Genomic DNA, 18,801 nt, shown 5'->3' with positions numbered 1-18,801 from the left:
GCTCGGGAAGGTACCGGGAGACGACCCCGGACGACTCGGTCGGCGACCGCGCCACCCCGGTGCGGATGCGGCGTCTCCCTCACGCGATGCCCGTGCCCGTGGCCTGCAGGCAGAGCTCGACCGTGATGACCCGGCCGAGGAGGGCGTCCTGGGTCGCTCCGGGGCGCCGGCCGGTCTGGAGGAGGCGGCGCAGCGTCTCGGGACGGTAGAGGTCTCCGCTGCGCAGCTGATCCGGGCGGAAGCTCCCCCGGGCGGCGAGCTCCTCGAGCACGCTGGCGTTGACACGGGACGCCCAGGGAAAGGTCCGGCGCTGCATCAGCAGCGGGCGCCCGAGCACCCGGTCGCTCACCTTGGTCACCGCCTTGCGGGCGAGCTGCGTGTAGTAGGGGGCGAACCGGTGGGCGCTCGTGATCCGCAGCGGCTGGGCCGGTCCACCCCGTGTCGTGGGCAGAGCGGCGACGACCGGGTCCAGCCGCTCCACCATGTGGCGCATCAACCGGTGGCCGTTGCGATGGCGGTGGTCCGTGGAGAACGCGACCTCGAACACCGGCCGGAAGTAGAAGGGCAGCTGGGCGGTGAGCCAGCCGTCGTCGGCGGAGCGGTAGGCGCCGAAGTGCCCGGTGGACTTGTAGGCGTAGAGGAGGTCGAGCTGGGTGGTGTTCAGCTCGCCCGCATAGGGCTCGGCCCACCGCGCCAGTCGCCCGCGCATGTCCTCCCGGACCTCGGGCAGCGGATCACCGGCGAGCACGGACCGGTCGACCGGCTTGATCATCCGCATGTCGATCCAGTTGTCGAGGTTCACCCGCGTGGACCGGCCCGCGGCCGCGAACTCCGACTTCCAGCCAGCGAACTGCAGGTGCTCCCCACCTCCGCCCGACAGCAGGGACGGGAGCGTCCGGGCCAGCAACCGGTGCACCCAGGACACCCGCGAGAGCTGGAGGACCTCGAGCTGGCCGTCACCCCACGCCAGGGACGAGTCCAGCTCCCGTGGGAGCACGGTGTCCCAGTCCGTGGGGAGCTCCGGGTGCACCCACTCGCAGCCGGTCAGGTCCGCGATCCGGCACGCGATGGCGAGGTCATCGGGGTTCGTCGTGTGCCGGGTGTTCGCCCGGAAAGCCACGCCCGCCCGCCGCAGCAGCAGGGCCAGGAGTCGCGAGTCGTACCCGCCGGTGAGGTCGATCCACGTCTCCGGCCGACCGGCCAGCCGGCTGCGGAAGGTGTCGACGGCCACGTCGATGCAGTGGTCGGCCGCCTTCCGGAGCGACAGGGAGCGGACCTCCGGGTCCACCTGCGGGCGCCAGTAGTGCTCCCGGCACTGCCCGCCCGGCCCCACGCGGAGGACCTGACCGGGCTCCAGCCGCTCGATCCCCCGCCAGTGGGTCCCGGCGCCGAAGTGGTACCCGGAGAGCAGGAACGACTGCACGGCGAGGCGATCGGCCGGGGCGGCCAGGAAGCGCGCGAGCGCGAGGCTCGAGGTCGAGACGTAGACCGCCCCGGGACGGACCGCCAGATAGACCCCCACCATCCCCATCGGGTCGTTCGCGACCACCGCCTCCGCCGACGCCGGGTCGTGGCCGACCAGAGCGAACTGACCGTCGGCCGCAGCCAGCCAGGCAGCGCTTCCGGGTGCTGCCGACGACGAGCTGGAGGGCACGCCGATCGTCAGGGGCCATTCGGGCGAGGTGCCTGGCGACCGGCTCGGCGTCTCGGCCGGCTGCAGCCGAGCGGCCCGGACCCGGGAACCGCCCCGGGACACCGTGACCGCGCACGGCCCTCGGACCGTCTCGTAGCAGGACACCAGTCGCTCCAGCTCCTCGTCCCGGGCTCGCTGCTCGCCCACGGCGAGGACGGCGACCAGGCCACTCACGGGATGCGGCTCCCCTCTGCGTCGCGCCGACGGCCGGGCGAGTATGTCCCGCGGACCGCCTCCGCGGGGCCTGCCGCCGCCTCGGCCTCTCGGGCGCCGGTGGACCTTGTCCACCCCGGGTGCCACCCGTAGCCTTCCGGGACCTCGCGAGCGTCGGCAGCCCCAGGTGTCCGGGCAGCCGGCCGGCGTCGGCACGGTGGTGGGAGGCGTGGGTGGCCAACCGGAGCTTCGCCAGGCGGGTCCTCGACCCGCGCGCAGGGCGACTGGTGCGCGAGGCGCGGACGGCGCTCGCGAACCGGCACGTCGTGCCGCTGCGGCGACAGGTGGCCGCGTGGCGCCACGGCTTCTACGCCGACTCCGCCAGGGTGTACGACTTCGACCGGTACGGGTTCGAGTCCTACGTCTCCGACTACGAGCGGGCCACGAGGCTCGCGTCGATGAACGAGAACAGGTACCTCCTCGACGACAAGGTCGTCACGTACCTGTACCTGCACCAGATGGGCGTCCCGACGCCGACGGTGCACGGGATCGTCCACGGCGGTGACGTCGTCTGGCTCGGCGCGGTCCCTCCGGTCGGCGGACTCGCCGGACTGCTCGAGGAGCGCCGCAGGCTGGTCGTCAAGTCACGGTCCGGATCGGGCGGCAGCGGTTTCGCCGTGCTGGAGCGGGATGCCGACACCACGTACGTCAACGGGACAGCGGTCGCCGACCCGGCCCGGTCGCTGGGCAACGGCTCGCTCGTCATCACCGACTTCGTCGAGCAACACCCGGCGCTGGCGGCGATCTACCCGGGAGCCACGAACACGATGCGGTTGATGACCTTCCGGGACGTCGACACCGGAGAACCCTTCGTCGCCTTCGCGACCCACCGGTTCGGCACCGAAAGGTCCGGGCCGGTGGACAACTTCGGCGCCGGGGGGTTGAGCGTGGGCGTCGACATCCCGACCGGGACACTGAGCCGCGCGTTGTGGCGGCGCCCCGCTGCGGCTGGCGGATCGCGGGAGGTCGTCTGGATCGACGAGCACCCCGACACCGGGGCGCGGATCACGGGCACGTCGGTCCCGCACTGGCAGCAGGTCCTGGACGGGGTCCGTCGCGCCGCGGCGGCCTTGCCGGGCCATCGTTACGTGGGCTGGGACCTGGCAGTCACCGAGGACGGGTTCTCGATCATCGAGGGGAACAACCGGGGCGACGTCGTCGTCCAGATGCACGGTCCGCTCCTGGTGGACGAGCGGCTGCGGAGGTTCTTCGCGGCCCAGCGGAGCTGAGGCGGGAGCCGGTACCGGCCAGGTCCTCCCCCTCAGGTGTCCGGGCCGGTCGTGGTCGCACGCCGACGGACGAGCGAGCGCAGGTCACGGCGCATGGACGGGCTGGCCCCGAGGAGGACGACCGCGAGGATCGCCGCCGCAGCCAGACCGCCGCCGAGCCGCACGGCGTCGCCCCCCGGGACGAGGGCCGCGGTCAGGGCGGCGCCGACCCCGGCGCCGATGCCCGCCCCGACCGCCGGTCCGCAGGCCACGAGCAACGCGGTGAGGCGTATCCCGAGGAGCCGGCCCGCGACGACCTGCATGACCACGGCGAACAGGAGGGCCACCGCGGCCTGGACCACGGCCACACCGCCGATGCCCCAGGGAGTGGCCAGGACGAGGGCGGGGACGAGGACGAGGAGTCGGGCCGCGGTCAGGCCCAGGGCGAGACCGGGCCGGCCCACGGCCTTGAGCAGGTCCACGACGCCCATGCCCAGGGACCGGAAGGCCGCGTAGACGGCCAGCGCCTGGAGCGGGAACACGCTGGGCTCCCACTCCTCCCCGAAGACCACGGGGACCAGGTACGGGGCCAGGGCGGCGAGGACGCAGCCGAGCACCACGCCGTACGCGGTCTGCAGCCGCCACACGCGCAGGTATCCCCGGCGCATCCGTTCGGGCTCACCCCGTGCGCGGCTGAAGACCGGGAACATGACCTGCGACAGCACCTGGAACGTGCTGATCACGACCATCTCGGGCAGCCGGAAGGCCAGTACGTAGTACCCGAGCGCCGTCGCACCCAGGGCGTGCGACACGACGACGTAGTCGATGTTGAGGACGACGGTGTTGAGCAGCCCGTTGCCGGCGGTCGGCAGGCCGAAGGCCAGCAGGGGACGGATGTCCGGCCAGCGCAACCGCCACCAGCGCAGGTCGGGCCGGTAGCGGACGCGGCTCCACGCGACGAGGCTCATCACCGTCACGGCTGCCAGCTGCCCGTACACCAGGGACCACGCGCCCAGACCCACGAGTGCGAGGCCGACGGACACCATGCCCCGGGTCGCGTTCGCCGACAGCTGGACGGCGGCCCTGCGGCGGAAGAGCAGGTCCCGGCGGAGCAGGACGTCGGGCACGATGCCCAACGCCGCCAGCAGGAACGACAGCGCGAGGACCCGCAGGAAGTCCGTGACGGCCGGATCCCCGAGCGCCTGTGCGAGGGACGGCGCCGCCACCACCGTCAGGCCGCCCAGCACCACCCCCGAGACGACGGTGAAGGCGAGTGCGGCGTCGACCGAGCGCGGCGAGTCCCGGTGGTAGATGAGGGCCTGGGCCACCCCGAAGTCGGCCATGACCTCGACCACTCCGACGAAGACCAGCGCCAGGCTGACGAGCCCGAACTCCTCAGGGCCGAGGATCCGGGCGAGGACGATGGTCGCGGCGAGGACGAAGAGCTTCCCCAGCGTGAACGACAGTCCCTGCCACGCGACCGAGCTGACCGCCGCGCTGGTCAGCCGCTCCGGGGGTGCCGTCGACCGGTCGACGGTCGTGCCGCGGTCAGCGCCCCCCGCACGCATCCCCTGCCACCCCCACACCGGCGCGTGTCCGGCTCCCGCACACTGGAACCGGGATGCCGCGACGCGTGATCCGACCGCTCGGCTCTCCGACGACGGGCTCCCGCGACCCCGACCTCGGATCGGCGCAGCACCGTAGCACCGCCCCGGGACGCCCGACGCTCCTGCGATCGCGCTGTGACGCTGTGCGGTTGCCTCCCCGGACCGCGCTCGAAGCGCACCACCGGACCCACCGGTCCGGCATCATCCGCCTGCCCGGATCGATCTCAGGAGGGACGGCTGCGTGGCGGTTCACCGTGCCGACCGGGGATCGGCCGAGAGTCTCGAGATCGGCGTCGTCACCTTCCTGGTGGTCCTCGTCCTCGCGGCCACGGCGGGAGCAGCGGTCCCCTGGGGGCCCGTCGTGGTCGCTGCCGCGGCCGTCGCTGCGGTCAGCGTGGTCCGCTTCGGCGTACAGACGGTCCTGCTCCACGTCCTCGTGTTGTCCATGTTCTTCGAGTCGGTCGCCGTCGGGTCCGTCCGGCTGGGACGGGTCCTGGCCGTGGCGGTCGCCCTCTTCCTGGCCTACCGTCTGCTGACCGGGTGGCGGCCGGGACGCATCACCCCGCTCGCGTGGTTGCCCGCACTGTTGTTCGCCGCGTGGACGTGGGCCAGCGGACTGTGGGCGGTCTCGAGCGCCGCCTGGCAGGAGAGCCTCGGTGCGATGGGTCTGGCGGGGGCGTACTTCCTGGCCTTCGCCACGCTGATCGACTCCCCCGGGCAGGTCCGCCAGCTCCTGCGCTCCTACGTCCTGGGGGCGGGGCTGGCGTCCTTGATCGCCCTCGCGCAGGCCGGCGTCGACGTCCGTTCCGTGGGACTGCAGGGCGACCCGAACATCTTCGCGCTCTACCAGGTGGCCGCCGTCCCCGCCGCCGGCATGCTGGCCCGGACGACGACCACCACCTGGCGACGGGTGCTCTGGCTGCTCCTGGTCCTGCCGCTGGTCGCCTCGGTCTTCGCGGCCCAGTCCCGTGGCGGGCTCGTGACGCTCGCCGTCCTGCTGCCGGTGACCCTCGTCCGGGGCGACCTCGGCCGCGCGGCACGGGGACACACCGTGTTGGCCCTGGCCGGCACCGCCACCGCGCTCGGCGCGCTCGCGTACACCGCCGGCAGGGTGGACCAGCGGCTGAGCCTCGCCGCCGTCGCGCAGGACCGGGGGACCGGGCGCCTCGACATCTGGGGGGTCGCCTGGCAGGCCTACCTCCGGGATCCGGTGTCCGGCCTGGGCGCCGGGGGCTTCGAGTCCCAGAGCAGCCGGCTGCTGGAGACCACGCCCGGGGTCGGCATCGATCCGAACAGCATCCTGTTGCGGACCGGGATACGGGTACACAACGTGTACCTCGAGGTCCTGACCGACCTGGGACCGGTCGGCCTCCTGCTGTGGCTGGGGGTCCTCGTCGGCACGGTCGTGGTCATCGTCCGGTTCGGTGGAGCCCGGGCCGACGCCACGTCGACCAGCTGCCTCTTGCCGATGTTGCTCGCCTTCACGGTCGGGACGGTGTTCCTGTCCGTGACCAACAGCAAGCTGCTCTGGATGCTCGTGGGACTGGCCGCGGCCGCCGCCTCCGTGCGCTACACGTCCGCGGGGGCGGCCGCGTCGCTCGCACCGCCGCGGGCCGGCTCGACCGGCCCGGCGGGCCCACGTCGCGGAATCGCGAAGCAGGGCGACCGGGGGCTCCGCTCAGCGGGCTTTCTCACCTAGAGTCCACTCACTGCGTTCCGATGGCGCAGCCCGAGCGGAGCGCTTCCGGGAGACCATCCGCCGCCGAGCGCGGTCGGGGACCGACCTGCACGACGCACTCCCACCGCTCGGGAGGTCGGGGGAGTGCGGCTGAACGGGGAGTCCTTGGTGAGGTTGGCCATCCGGATCTTCACCGTGCTGGCGCTGGGGGCCATCGCGGCAGCCGCGGCGGTCGGCGTGACCCTCCTCCAACCCGTCCAGTACCGGTCCACGTCCGTCCTGCTGGTACCGAACACGGGTGACCGCGCGGACAACGAGGCAGTGGTCCGGTCACTCGAGGCGCTTCTCGTCAGCCCACCGGTCGCCGCCGACATCGCCGCGCGCGCCGGTACGGACCTGAGCTCGGCCGCGGTCGTCGACCGCATGACGGTGGCCCGTCCGCCTGACTCCTCCGTCCTCGAGGTCTCCGTGCTGGACGTCGACTCCGCGCGCAGCCTGGCCCTGGCACGGGAGTCCGGACCGGCACTGGTCGCCCGGCTCAGCACGGTCGCGGGCGAGGCCGCGGCTCAGATCCCCGACATCACGCAGTACGCGGTCGTCACCATCAACGGGGAGCCGACGACCGAGGTCGTCGAGCCCCCGCGGGAGCGCAACGGCGTCATCGGGCTCGGTCTCGGTCTGCTGCTGGGCGCTGGCCTGGCCACCTGGCGGCCACGCCGCTCCCGCCGCATCAGGTCGGAGACGGACGCGGCCGCGGCGTTCTCCGCGCCCCTCTACGCGAGTCTGCCCATCCTGGGCTCGGGGTCGTGGCGGTCCCACTCGCTGGACCTCCCCGAGGACGTGCTCCCGATCGGCTGGCCGCCAGCCGCCCGCCGCATCGTCGTCCTGGGCACCGGTGGGCGCCCGAGCGTGCGACTGGTCCAGCTGCTGACGACCGCGGTCACCCAGGCGGGCCGGGACGTGCTGCTGATCGATGCGGAGCCCGAGGAGCGCGGGTTGACCGCGATCTTCGGGTTGCACGGCCGGCCAGGTTTCTTCGACGGTCTGAGCGGTCGGTCGGACGTCGCGACGTCGCGGCTGCCCCTGTCGGACCAGTACCTCCCGCAGGAGATGGCCGAGCTCGTGCCGCCCGACGGTGGACGCATCTCCCTCCTGCCCGCCGGGGACGTCGACGTCTCCCCCGCCGCGCTGGCCGGATCGCGGGTCACCCACCTGCTCCGGCGGCTACGGGGTGACGAGACGATCATCGTGCACGCGCCGCGCCTGCCGGGGCCCTATCCCGCCAACCAGTTCGTGGAGTTCGCCGATGCCGTCATCGTGCCCGCCGTGGCGGGCCGTACGCGGATGGAGGAGGCGGAGGCGGTGTCCCGCCTGGTGGAGTCCCTCACCCCCGCACCGATGTACGTCGTCCTGCTCACCGACGCGGTCCGGCGACGGCGGGGAGTCCGTGACCTCGGGCCGGAGCCGAGCCTGGACGGGAGGCCTCCGCTGCCGACGCCGGGTGCGACCCGCGCGTCCTGAGCCGGCCGCAGGTCCGGCTCGCGACGGCACCGATCCACTGGCGCGGCTACCTGCCGAAGCCGTAGTGGCCGTAGCGTTGGGCCGTCGCGTTATCCGGGACGAACCCGTCCGGTTCCGTCGAGTCGTAGTCCGGGTCGATCGGGAACAGGTTGTCGCGCTCGTGCGCGACGTTCTCGGGTGAGTCGCCGAAGTCCTCGCTGAAGCGGGGAGCGAGCCCACCGGCGTTGTCGTAGACGTGCACCCGGTCGCCCAGGCACCCCTCGACGGAGTCGTACCGCACGAGGTGGTCGGGCTGGCCGGTGAACAGGTTCAGGTACACGTCGACGTCGTGGAGGCCACCGGGTTCGGCGATGATCAGCGCTCCGCGCTCGGCGCCGTGCAGGGTGTTGTACCGGAAGGTCACCCCGCCGATCCCGAAGTCGGCGAAGTTGCGCCCCCGGCACCCTCGGTCCCCACCCCAACCGAGTTTCACGTTCTCGGTGTCCGCGTCGAAGAAGAGGTTCCGCTCCACCAGACCACCGGTGCTGGCACGTGAGGGGTTGAGGTAGAGGTTGGTGGCTCCGGTGTCGTGGATGACGTTGCCCCGGATGGTGTAGTCCATCGGTGGCCCTCCCGACTCGGAGGCGCCTACCAGCAGGCCCGCATAGGGGCCGTCGACCACCTCGTTGCTCTCGAACACCCAGCCGGTGCCGCCCAGGATCGAGACGAGCCGGTCATCCGGGTTGGCGGGCACGGGGTTGGTGAACCGGAGCCCGGCGATGGTCCAGTAGTCGGGGTCGATGAGGGCGAAGCCCCCTCGGATCACCGGACGCTCGCCGCCCTCCCCCATGCCGATCAGTGAGATCCGAGCTCCAGGGCGGCCAGCGGGAGGCCTCGCGGTCACCTCTTCGTCGTAGGTCCCGCGGCGCAGACACAGCGTGTTCCCCGCGACCGCCCTGGCCAGTGCTGCGGTGACTGTGCGCCAGGGACGTTCCGCGGTGCCCGGGTCCTCGTCGGAGCCGCTGGGGGACACGTAGTGGGTGCAGGCAGGCTCAGCCGCGGCCGCTGGCCTCCGCTCCGGCTGGCCGTCCCCGCTGACGGCGACCGCGGTGAGGAGGGCGACCACGGCGACTGCCACGATCCCCACCGCCCATGCGCCCGAGGGCAGGTGGAGCCTCGGCCGCGGGCTCACACCCGTCCCTCACCGGCACGGTGACCCGGTCGAGCCACTGAGTGGTCCGCCGCCGCTCATGGGGCGGTGGTGAAGGTCCAGGTCACGTTGCTCACGAGGGGGTTCCCGGCGAGGTCCTCGACCCCGTCGGCCCCTCCCACCACCGTCACCGTGAACCGGGTGTTGGCCGTGAGGTCCGCGTCCGGGTCCAGGACCCACTGGTTGGTGGTGCCGTTGCGCGCCACCTGCGCGGGGACGACGACGCCGGTCGGATCGGTGAGGGTGAAGGACGTGGCCGTGACGTTCTGCACGGCCTCGCTGAAGGTGGCCGTCACCGTGGAGGTGACTGCGACGCCCGTGGCGTTGGCCGCCGGCGTGCGGGTCGACACGGTCGGCGGTGGGCCGGTCGTGAAACTCCAGGTCACTGGGGCGAGTGGGTTGCCGCCCAGGTCCCGGATCGCGTTCGGCCCGCCCGTGAGCGTCACCGTGTACCGGGTGTCCCTGACCAGGCTGGCAGCCGGGTCCAGGACCCACTGGTTGGTGGTGCCGTTGCGGAAGACCGTGGCGGGGACCACCGCACCGGCCGGGTCGGTCAGGGTGAACGTGGCCGCCTCGACGCCCTGCACCGCCTCGCTGAAGGTGGCGGTCACGTTGGTCGTCGCCGTGCCGATGTTGGTGGCGTCGACCGCCGGGGACCGGGAGGTCACCGTCGGCGCACTGGTGTCGGCCAGGGTCGTGAACGACCAGGAGACCGTCGTCAGCGGGTTGCCCGCCGCGTCCCGGATGGCGGTCGCACCGCCGGTCAGCGTCACGGTGTACCGGGTACCCAGGGCCAGGGTCGGGTTCGGGTTGAGGATCCACTGGTTGGTGGTGCCGTTGCGCGACACCACCGCGGGGACCACCGCACCGGCCGGGTCGGTCAGGGTGAACGTGGCCGCCTCGACGCCCTGCACCGGCTCGCTGAAGGTGGCGGTCACGTTCGCCGTCCCCGACACTCCCGTGGCGTCGACCGCCGGGGACCGGGAGGTCACCGTCGGCGCACTGGTGTCGGCCAGGGTCGTGAACGACCAGGAGACCGTCGTCAGCGGGTTGCCCACCGCGTCCCGGATGGCGGTCGCACCGCCGGTCAGCGTCACGGTGTACCGGGTACCCAGGGCCAGGGTCGGGTTCGGGTTGAGGATCCACTGGTTGGTGGTGCCGTTGCGCGACACCACCGCGGGGACCACCGCACCGGCCGGGTCGGTCAGGGTGAACGTGGCCGCCTCGACGCCCTGCACCGGCTCGCTGAAGGTGGCGGTCACGTTCGCCGTCCCCGACACTCCCGTGGCGTCGACCGCCGGGGACCGGGAGGTCACCGTCGGCGCACTGGTGTCGACGGCGCCGACCAACTGCATCTCGGCGTGGACGTAGCGGAGCTGTGCGGAGGACGATGCGATGACGACGAGCCCGGTCTGCGCCGTGATCGGGTCCTTGGCGCCCGCAGGGTCGTTCACGGCGAAGGGCGCGTCCACGAACCGCTGGCCCCGGCCGGCCGGGAAGCTGACGTTCGACAGCGGGGCCTTCTTGTAGAAGACGTCGCCCCCGTTCCCGGGCGCCGTGGCGAGGAAGTACAGCTCCTGGTTCGTGGCGTCGATCGCGATGATCGGTCGCGAGTGGTCGTCACCCACGGTGCCGGCTGGCGCCAGTGACCACTGCCCGACCCCGCCGGGCCCGGGCACGCGGGTCAGCACCCCGACCAGGGTGTCTCCCGGTGCAGCTCCCGCGGCGTCTCCCGCAGAGGTCTTGACCGCGGCGAAGATGCGGCCCTGGGGGTCGCCGATCAGCTGCTTGAGGTTGATGTGGTCGTCGGCGACGGCCGTCCCGGTCAGTGCGTCCTCCACCCGCCAGACGTTGTCCGGGGCTGCGTTGTCGTGGATGGCGAACCGGAAGGCGCCGGACTGTTGGTCCGACCACATGACGCCCACGCTGTCGCCGAAGGCGATGAGGGCGGACAGGTCGTCCGCCGAGATGACCGTGTCCGGGACGGCGGGCTGGAAGGGAGCCGTCCAGGAGGCACCGGTGGAGTCGGAGGAGTGGGCGACCCAGACCCGGGAGCCCCGGGTGTAGGTGACCCAGAGCCGACCGAGGGAGTCCTGGTCGATGGTGGCCGACTCCGACCCACCCCCGGTGTTGAGGCTGAGCGGGAAACCTGCGTCGACGGTCCATGACCGGGTGGCCGAGTCGTAGGAGGACCGGCTGACCGCGAGGTTCGAACCGCTGGCCCGGCTGGCGACCCACAGCTTGCCGTCCCGGGCGCTCCACATGGCGTCGCCGGTGCTGTTGGCCCGACTGTCGATCACGGTGCCCGTGTCGCGCCAGGTGTGGTCGGGCAGCAGCTCGTGGACGCGGACCTGCGTGCCGCCGGCCTGGACCATCAGCGCCCACCAGGCGCCGTCGTGGAACCAGAGCTTGCTCTGCGGTTTGTCCTGCGACGGCCTGCTCACGCCCGATGCGAACGCGTGGTCGACATAGGTGACAGGGACCCCGACCTCGGCGTGGGCCGGGGGCGACGCCAGCATGCTGCACGCGACGGCGAGGACCACCGCGACCAGCAGGCGCCGGCGGAGGCCGACGGCCTGCCGTCCACGGGTCGATTCCATGAGTGCTCCCGGATAGCTCGTGTCGACGAGGCTCACCCCGTTCCGGTTGGCCGCACACGTAAGCAGCCCCGGGACGCCAGGACAACCACGCGACGAGCGGATCCGGACCTTTTCTGTGCGGGTCCGGAGCTCTCGCGTGCGGATCCGTCCGCGCCCTGACGACGCGTCATCGACCGGCTGCGGTCAGCACCTGCGCGGCGGTCCGGATGATGATCTTCAAGTCTCCCCACAGAGACCAGTTCTCGATGTAGAAGTTGTCGAAGCGGGCCCTGTCCGCGATCGACGTGTCACCCCGGAGGCCGTGGACCTGGGCCCAGCCCGTCAGTCCCGCGGGTACGCGGTGGCGGGCCGTGTACCAGGGATAGCGGCGGGTGAACTCGTCGACGAAGAAGGGACGCTCCGGACGCGGGCCGACCAGGCTCATGTCGCCACGGAAGACGTTGACCAGCTGCGGCAGTTCGTCGAGCGACGTGCGCCGCAGGAACCGCCCCACCCGCCCGACGCGCCCGTCCTCTGCGATGGACCAGCGCGTGCTCCCCTCGGACTCAGCCGCCGGCCGCATCGAGCAGAACTTCAACAAGGTGAACGGCCGCCCGTCGAGACCCACGCGCGTCTGGCGGAAGAGGACGGAGCCGGTCGCCCATCGACTGAGGGCCGCACAGATCAGCAGGACGGGGAGCAGTGCCACCAGCGCGACGGCCGAGATGACCAGGTCGCTGAGCCGCTTGGCCGTCCACGCCCCGGTCCGGAAGGGCGCCCGCCGCATCCGGACCAGAGGAACGCCCCACAACACCTCGGTGTCCCGGGTGACGGCGTGCACCTCGTACAGGCGGGGGACGAAGTAGATCTCGCAGGTCAGCCGGTCGCAGGCGCGCAGCAGTGGCACGACCGCGGGTTCCCGCAGGGACCCGTAGGTGACGATCACCACGTCGACCTGGTGCGCGCGCAGCACCCGGGTGAGGTCTGCGTAGCCGCCGAGCAGGGGGACGGCGCGCTCGTCCTCGAGGAGCAACGGCGCATCGTCCAGCATCCCGACCGGGAGCAGGCCGTACTCGGGGTGGGACAGCAGGTTGCTCGCCAGCGCTCCCGACACGCTGCCGGCGCCGAGCAGCAGGGTGCGGCGACGGAGGGATCCGCGGCGCCGGGCGACCCGGATCGCGGTGTAGGCCACGACCCGGGTCCCCAGAGCCAGGAGTCCGAACACGGCGCTCGTGGCCAGCCGGGCCGTACCGGCGACGCCATCGTCGAGACCGCCCAGGACCATGGCAGCGGCACCGGCGGCGAGGGCGCGCCCCATGATCGCCGGGAGGTCGTCGAGCACCGACAGTGACAACCGCGAGCGGTAGAGGCCACCGGTGTGGAAGAGCACCACGATGATCGCCAGCAGGGCCAGGGTCTTGACGCCCGGCCTGGAGGTCAGGGCCACTGCGGCCGCGAACGCGACGAGGTCCGCGGCCACCAGGGCGACCGGCACGACGAGGCCGCGGCCGACCGGACGTTGCGGCGTCGCCTCCCGGACGTCCATGGCGACCGGGGACGGATCTGCGTCCCCGGTCCCGGCCGGCCTCACGCTCTCGCCGGGGTCCGTCGAGACGGGGTAGGACAGCAGACGCGAGGTGTAGAGCAGGTGGAGGCGGTTGCTGCTCGGGAGGGTGCCGTGCGGACGTCGTTCGCTCGCCGCGCCCGCGCCCGTCCGCGTCCGGTCCTCGCCGGCCGCCAGGGTTCCGTGCCCGAACATCAGCAGCGCGGCGACGGGAGCCCGCCGGCTCGAGTGGGCGTCGGTGTCTCCTCGGCCCTGGCCACGGCGTGCATGGGTCCCCCCGCCTTCGTGCCCCCGACGCTGCGGCGCGCCGTCTTGCGGAGGGGACGTTAGGACCGCGGCTCCTTCCGGGTGAATCCGTCACAGGGACGAACCGGCCTACGCAGGATGTCGTAGACGCTGGCCGACTCTCCGGATGTCGGAGCGTGCTGTGACCGCCCAGGGGCTCTCCGTCCAGGTCAGCCCATGCCCGCACGGCGTGCCAGGGCCACGGCGGCGAGTGACGTGTTGACGTCCAACTTGGCGAGGATGCCCTGGACGTGGGTCCGCACCGTGTTCAGGGAGATGCCGAGTTCGGCCGCGATCTCGTAACGGGGGAGGCCACGGGTCATCGCCCGGAGCACCTGTATCTCACGGGAGGTGAGCAGGGTGAGCAGCACGTCCGCGTTCCGCTGCTTCTCCTGCTCGTCCAGGAGGTGCGTCAGCAGGCGGGTGAGCAGCACGGGCGGGATGACCGTCCCGCCGCGTCGGACGACCCGCAGGCCGTCGAGCAGCGCGGCGACCCCGAGCTCCTTCGACACCCAGGCGCGGAAGCCCTGACGGACCGCCCGCGCCAGGACGGCCACGTCGTCGTCCGCCGCGACGGCGACCAGGTGGACCTGCGGCCTGGCCACCCGTAGCCGATCGCTCGCCTCGAGGAACCCACCCGGCTCCGCCACGTCCAGCACCGCGATGTCGATGAGCCGGCCGTCAGCGAACTCCAGCACCTCCTGGGCATCCGTCACTGCCGCGACGACCTCGAGGTCGGGCTCCTGGTCCAGCCGGATGGCCAGTGCCTGGACGAAGGACCGGTGGTGGTCTGCCAGGAGCAGGCGCGTCCTCGCTGACGGGCCCCCATCCGCCACGGGGTCGAGCCACTCGGGCGTGGCATCTCGTCCGATCCGGGTCTCAACCCTCACGGGCGGACACACCCGCGACCAGAGCGACGGCTTCCAGGCGGCTGTGGACACCCAGCTTCAGCATCACGTTCTGCAGGTGGGTGCGAGCGGTGCTGGGCGCCACCCGGAGCGCCCGGGCGATCCCGGCCGTGTCTTCGGCGGCCACCATGAGGTCGAGCACCTCCCGCTCCCGAGGGGTGAGCACGTCGAGGAGTCGGCGCACGCCCACCCCGTTGGCAGGAGCCTCGTCGGGAGAGGCCCGGTCGGGGGAGGCGTCCGGGAACGGACGCGGAGGCCGCGGCAGCGGCTCCCCGGCCGCGACCCGGTCGAGGGCGGAGAAGACCTCGGTGACCGGTTGCGCCTTGTCGAGGAAGCCGACCGCACCGGCGGCGATGGACGCGGCGACGTCGTCGGCACCGCCCGAGCCCGAGAGGACGACGATCCGGCGGGACGGGCGGCCGGCGCGCAGAGCGGCGACGACGTGCGCACCGCCGCCGTCGGGGAAGCGCAGGTCGACCAGGCAGACGTCCGGCTCCTCCTCGTCCACCGCGTGCAGCGCCTCGGCGAGCGATGTCGTCACGACGACCTGGTGCCCTCGGCTCTCGAGGGCCGTGGCCATCGCCTCCGCGAACAGCCGGTGGTCGTCGCACAGCAGGAGTCGCACGGGAGCCTCAGCCGTGCCGGAGAGGTCGCCCGGGCGCCTCGGTCGAGCCTGTGGAGCGGTGACGGGAGGTCGGCCTGAGCGGCAGCGAGATGGCGACGCGACCGCCGCCGTGGGAGGACGGCAGCCCGGTGGCGAGGCGGCCACCCATCGCCTCCACCTCCTGGCGGGTGACGGGCAGCCCGAGTCCCGAGCCACCGGGCACGAACCCGAACCCGGGCCCGTCGTCCTCGACGAGGACCCGGACCGACGTCGCGTCACGACGGACGGTCACGGTGACCGAACCCCGCGGTCCGGCAGCCCGGACGGCGTTGTCGACGACGTTCACCAGGCAGCGCCGCACGGTCGCCCGGTCCCCGTGGACCACCAGGTCCCTCCGCGCTCCTCGCCGGCTCAGCGTCCCGCTCCAGGTGTGCGCGAAGGCGGAGAGGACCGAGTCCACGACCTCGTCGAGGTCCACGGGCCCGGTGTCGGTCGCCCGTCGGTCGAGCACGCTCGTCACCGCGTCGGCGATCTCCCGGGTCTGTTCGACGATCCGCTCCAGGTACCGGTCGACGTCCGCGGGCACGCCCGGACGGCTCCGGGCCGCCTCCGCGAGCGCGAAGACGGCAGCCAGTGGCTGCCGGATCTCGTGCAGGAGGAGCCCCGACGACCTCAGAGCCGCGATCGACTCCCCTCCCGTGCCCTCATCGTCATGCTCTGAGCCCCCTGCCATGGAGACCTCCTCCACCGACTGCGTCCCGTGGGCCCCCGCCGCACGTCCGGCGTGACGGCCACGGTAGGTGGGTGACGGTCGGGTGAACAGACGCTGACGAGCGGGAGGCCACGAAAGTCCCGGCAGGTCCCCCTCCCACGGAGGCTGCCGTGCCGGGTGCATCAGTCGGCCGGCTGTACGGCGGCCAGCCGGTGCAGGCGCCGTTGTCGACGCAGGTCCGTGAGCAGCAGGACCGCCAGCACGACGACGACGACGACCGCCGCACCGGCGAGCGTGAGTCCGAGGGACCCCCCGACGGCCAGCCAGAAGGACGCCGCCCACACGTCGGCCACCATCACCGCGAGCAGGACGGCGTAGAGCGGCACCGTCAGCCAGAGCCGACGCGGTCGGAGCGCAGCGGTGGTGTTCCTCATGCGAACTCGTCCAGGTGGTCGCCGAGGCGGTCCTCGCGCAGGTACTGCCACAGCGGTCCGGCGCGGGTCTCGTCGAAGGTCACGGTCCCCCCCGGGCCGACGGGGTCGCCCGTCACGGGGGCGGTCAGGAACTCCGGTTCGGACAGGGAGCGGAGGCTCCACACGAGTTGCACCAGGTCGACGTCGCTGAGGGTGTCGTCGATGCTGACCGCGCGGGCCAGGGACTCGAGGGTCGAGGTGAGCCGCCCGATGTCGGTGAACATGCCCTGGTCGCTCATGCGCTCGAACAAGCCCCTCAGCACGAGCTGCTGCCGCTCCTCCGAGGTGTCCTCGCTCCCTTGCCCGGCATCGCGCACGTAGGCGAGAGCCGCGGCCCCGTCGAGGTGCTGGCGGCCCGCGTCGAAGACCTGGCCGTCATTGACGTACCGCTCCGGCACGTCGACGTCCACGCCGCCCAGTGCGTCGGTGACCGTCTCGAACCCCTCGAAGTCCACCTCCGCGTAGTGGTCGACCCGGACACCGGTGAGCTGCTCGACGGCGCCGATGAGGCGGGGCGGACCGCCGTCGCCGAAGACGCGGCCCAGCGTCGGGCCGCCGGGCTCCGCCGCGGCGTACACCGGCAGGTAGACCGCCTGGGCCTCGGTCCGGCTGCCGGTGACGCGGACGAGCATCACCGAGTCCGCGAGCGAGTCCCGGCTCGTCACCGCTTCGGGGTCCCTGCCGACGAGCAGGAACGTCAAGCCCTCCCCCACCGGCGCGGGGCGCTCCCCGGTCGGGAAGACGTCGGGGACGCGGGTCAGGGCGCGGTCGATGTGCTGGGTCGTCCAGGTCGCCGCGGCGATCGCGAGCCCGCTGGCGACGACGAAGATCCCGATGACCATGAGGAGGAAGGCCGTCTGGGGGCTCCGGCGCCGCGGCGCGGGGCGGCGCGGTCGGACGGGACGCGGGGGTGCCCACTGGGACGGGCCTGGGCGCCGGTCGAGCCCGCTCCGGTGGTGGGTGACCGGAGGACGCAGCACCGCCGCGGTCCGGGGCCCGGTCTCCGACCCCGGCGGGTCCTCCCCCTCTCCCGGCGCGGTGCCACGGGGGTCACTGGGGAGGTTCCCGGCCATGGGGCATCTTCACCCGTTCGGACGAGGAATGGGCACCCCGTCCGCGCCGAGCCGCTCCGCGTCCCGGGACCTCAGCTCCCGGCGCGGCGGCCCAGGGCGCGATAGGTCCAGCCGGCGGCGGTCCAGGCCTCGCGGTCGAGGGCGTTCCGCCCGTCGAGGACCCGCTTCTGGCGGACCAGCCGTCCGAAGGACACCGGGTCGAGTGCGCGGTACTGCTGCCACTCGGTGAGCACGAGGACCGCGTCGGCCCCCTCGGCGGCCTCCTCCGGCGTCTGCGCGTAGTCGAGCTGCGGCCACTCGCGGCGGCTGTTGTCGATCGCGGCGGGGTCGGTGACCCGCACAACAGCACCCTGCAGCTGCAGCTGCGCGGCCACGTTGAGCGCCGGGGAGTCGCGGATGTCGTCGGAGTCGGGCTTGAACGCCGCGCCCAGCACCGCGACCCGCTTGCCGAGGAGCGAGCCGTCGAGGACCTCGCGGGCGAGCTCCACCATCCGGATGCGGCGGCGCATGTTGATGTTGTCGACCTCGCGGAGGAACGTCAGCGCCTGGTCGGCGCCCAGCTCGCCGGCGCGGGCCATGAAGGCGCGGATGTCCTTCGGCAGGCAGCCTCCGCCGAAGCCGAGACCCGCGTTGAGGAACTTCCGGCCGATCCGGTCGTCGTAGCCGATGGCATCGGCGAGCAGCTTGACGTCGGCGCCGGTGGCCTCGCACAGCTCGGCCATGGCGTTGATGAAGGAGATCTTCGTGGCGAGGAAGCTGTTGGCCGCGGTCTTGACCATCTCCGCGGTGGCGTAGTCGCTGGTGACCTTGGGGGTGCCGCGATCGACGATCGGCCGGTACACCTCGTCGAGGAGGTGCTCGGCGGTGTCGCCGTCACCGTCGGCGGGCAGGCCGTACACCAGCCGGTCGGGGTGCAGGGTGTCCTGGACCGCGAAGCCCTCGCGGAGGAACTCGGGGTTCCACGCCAGGAGCGCGCCGGGCACCTTCTCCCCCACCAGCTCGGCCAGCCGTGCCGCCGTGCCCACCGGCACGGTGGACTTGCCGACGACGAGCTCGCCGGGCTGCAGGATCTGCAGCAGCGACTCGACGGCGGCCTCGACGTAGCGCATGTCGGCGGCGTACTCCCCCCGCTTCTGCGGGGTCCCGACGCACACGAAGTGCACCTGCGCGCCGGTCGCGTCCGCGACGTCGGTGGTGAACGTCAGCCGGCCGGTGCCGAGGGTGCGCTGCAGCAGTTCCTCGAACCCGGGCTCGTAGAACGGCGCGCGCGCGTCGCGCAGCGCCGCGATCTTCGGCTCGTCGACGTCGACGCCGACCACCTCGTGCCCGAGTTCGGCCATGGACGCCGCGTGCACCGCTCCCAGGTAACCGCAGCCGATGACCGAGATGCGCATCGCCGTCCCCTCCCGTCGGACACTTCAGCAGCGGAGTGCACCATGGCACGGCGGGCGGCGGGCGTGGAGATCCCGGTCCGGTGATCTGCTCAGGGAGCCG

At 72.7% G+C, this 18,801-nt stretch carries 14 protein-coding genes and 1 pseudogene; 3 read left to right on the top strand and 12 right to left on the bottom strand.

What is annotated here, in order from left to right; translation table 11 throughout:
* Positions 1 to 79: 79 nt before the first annotated feature.
* Entirely contained in the window at positions 80 to 1,867 is a 1,788-nt protein-coding gene (locus ACI78U_RS10465) for a hypothetical protein (RefSeq protein WP_456875243.1), read from the bottom strand.
* Between the two features lie 212 nt (positions 1,868 to 2,079).
* Between ACI78U_RS10465 and ACI78U_RS10460 the strand changes: the two genes are divergently transcribed.
* Complete coding sequence (locus ACI78U_RS10460) at positions 2,080 to 3,135, top strand: sugar-transfer associated ATP-grasp domain-containing protein (protein ID WP_456875242.1); 1,056 nt, start codon at positions 2,080 to 2,082, stop codon at positions 3,133 to 3,135.
* Between the two features lie 32 nt (positions 3,136 to 3,167).
* Here the strand turns inward: ACI78U_RS10460 and ACI78U_RS10455 are convergent, their stop codons facing one another.
* Positions 3,168 to 4,682 carry a lipopolysaccharide biosynthesis protein gene (locus ACI78U_RS10455; RefSeq protein ID WP_456875241.1) on the bottom strand — a complete coding sequence of 505 codons (1,515 nt, stop codon included), beginning with the start codon at positions 4,680 to 4,682 and terminating at the stop codon, positions 3,168 to 3,170.
* 280 nt (positions 4,683 to 4,962) lie between these two features.
* Between ACI78U_RS10455 and ACI78U_RS10450 the strand changes: the two genes are divergently transcribed.
* Both ACI78U_RS10450 and ACI78U_RS10445 read left to right on the top strand, forming a co-directional pair.
* Complete coding sequence (locus ACI78U_RS10450; RefSeq protein WP_456875240.1) at positions 4,963 to 6,420, top strand: O-antigen ligase family protein; 1,458 nt, start codon at positions 4,963 to 4,965, stop codon at positions 6,418 to 6,420.
* 147 nt (positions 6,421 to 6,567) lie between these two features.
* Positions 6,568 to 7,920, top strand: a complete 1,353-nt coding sequence (locus ACI78U_RS10445) for a hypothetical protein (RefSeq protein WP_456875239.1) — start codon at positions 6,568 to 6,570, stop codon at positions 7,918 to 7,920.
* Positions 7,921 to 7,966: 46 nt separating this feature from the next.
* On the opposite strand, the gene ACI78U_RS10440 is transcribed toward ACI78U_RS10445, so the two are convergent.
* From ACI78U_RS10440 to ACI78U_RS10395, 10 genes and pseudogenes are all read right to left on the bottom strand, one after another.
* Complete coding sequence (locus ACI78U_RS10440) at positions 7,967 to 8,725, bottom strand: right-handed parallel beta-helix repeat-containing protein (protein ID WP_456875275.1); 759 nt, start codon at positions 8,723 to 8,725, stop codon at positions 7,967 to 7,969.
* 78 nt (positions 8,726 to 8,803) lie between these two features.
* Positions 8,804 to 8,932, bottom strand: a pseudogene (locus ACI78U_RS10435) (DUF1565 domain-containing protein); the annotation flags it as partial.
* 215 nt (positions 8,933 to 9,147) lie between these two features.
* Complete coding sequence (locus ACI78U_RS10430; protein ID WP_456875238.1) at positions 9,148 to 11,709, bottom strand: Ig-like domain-containing protein; 2,562 nt, start codon at positions 11,707 to 11,709, stop codon at positions 9,148 to 9,150.
* Between the two features lie 166 nt (positions 11,710 to 11,875).
* Positions 11,876 to 13,234 (bottom strand): sugar transferase, encoded by a 1,359-nt coding sequence (locus tag ACI78U_RS10425; RefSeq protein WP_456875237.1) that lies wholly within the window; start codon positions 13,232 to 13,234, stop codon positions 11,876 to 11,878.
* A 473-nt stretch (positions 13,235 to 13,707) separates the two neighbouring features.
* Positions 13,708 to 14,373: a response regulator transcription factor gene (locus tag ACI78U_RS10420; RefSeq protein ID WP_456875236.1), complete on the bottom strand. Its 666-nt coding sequence runs from the start codon at positions 14,371 to 14,373 to the stop codon at positions 13,708 to 13,710.
* 43 nt (positions 14,374 to 14,416) lie between these two features.
* Positions 14,417 to 15,070, bottom strand: a complete 654-nt coding sequence (locus ACI78U_RS10415) for a response regulator (protein ID WP_456875235.1) — start codon at positions 15,068 to 15,070, stop codon at positions 14,417 to 14,419.
* A gap of 7 nt (positions 15,071 to 15,077) precedes the next feature.
* Positions 15,078 to 15,782 (bottom strand): sensor histidine kinase, encoded by a 705-nt coding sequence (locus ACI78U_RS10410; protein ID WP_456875234.1) that lies wholly within the window; start codon positions 15,780 to 15,782, stop codon positions 15,078 to 15,080.
* Between the two features lie 161 nt (positions 15,783 to 15,943).
* Positions 15,944 to 16,195: a hypothetical protein gene (locus ACI78U_RS10405; RefSeq protein WP_456875233.1), complete on the bottom strand. Its 252-nt coding sequence runs from the start codon at positions 16,193 to 16,195 to the stop codon at positions 15,944 to 15,946.
* Positions 16,192 to 17,076, bottom strand: a complete 885-nt coding sequence (locus tag ACI78U_RS10400) for an LCP family protein (protein WP_456875232.1) — start codon at positions 17,074 to 17,076, stop codon at positions 16,192 to 16,194. The genes ACI78U_RS10405 and ACI78U_RS10400 overlap by 4 nt, the downstream gene beginning before the upstream one ends.
* 302 nt (positions 17,077 to 17,378) lie before the next feature.
* Complete coding sequence (locus ACI78U_RS10395) at positions 17,379 to 18,701, bottom strand: UDP-glucose dehydrogenase family protein (RefSeq protein ID WP_456875231.1); 1,323 nt, start codon at positions 18,699 to 18,701, stop codon at positions 17,379 to 17,381.
* Positions 18,702 to 18,801 lie beyond the last annotated feature (100 nt).

The sequence above is a fragment of the Geodermatophilus sp. SYSU D00710 genome (assembly GCF_054050195.1).
This window is presented reverse-complemented; position numbering and strand designations above follow the sequence as displayed.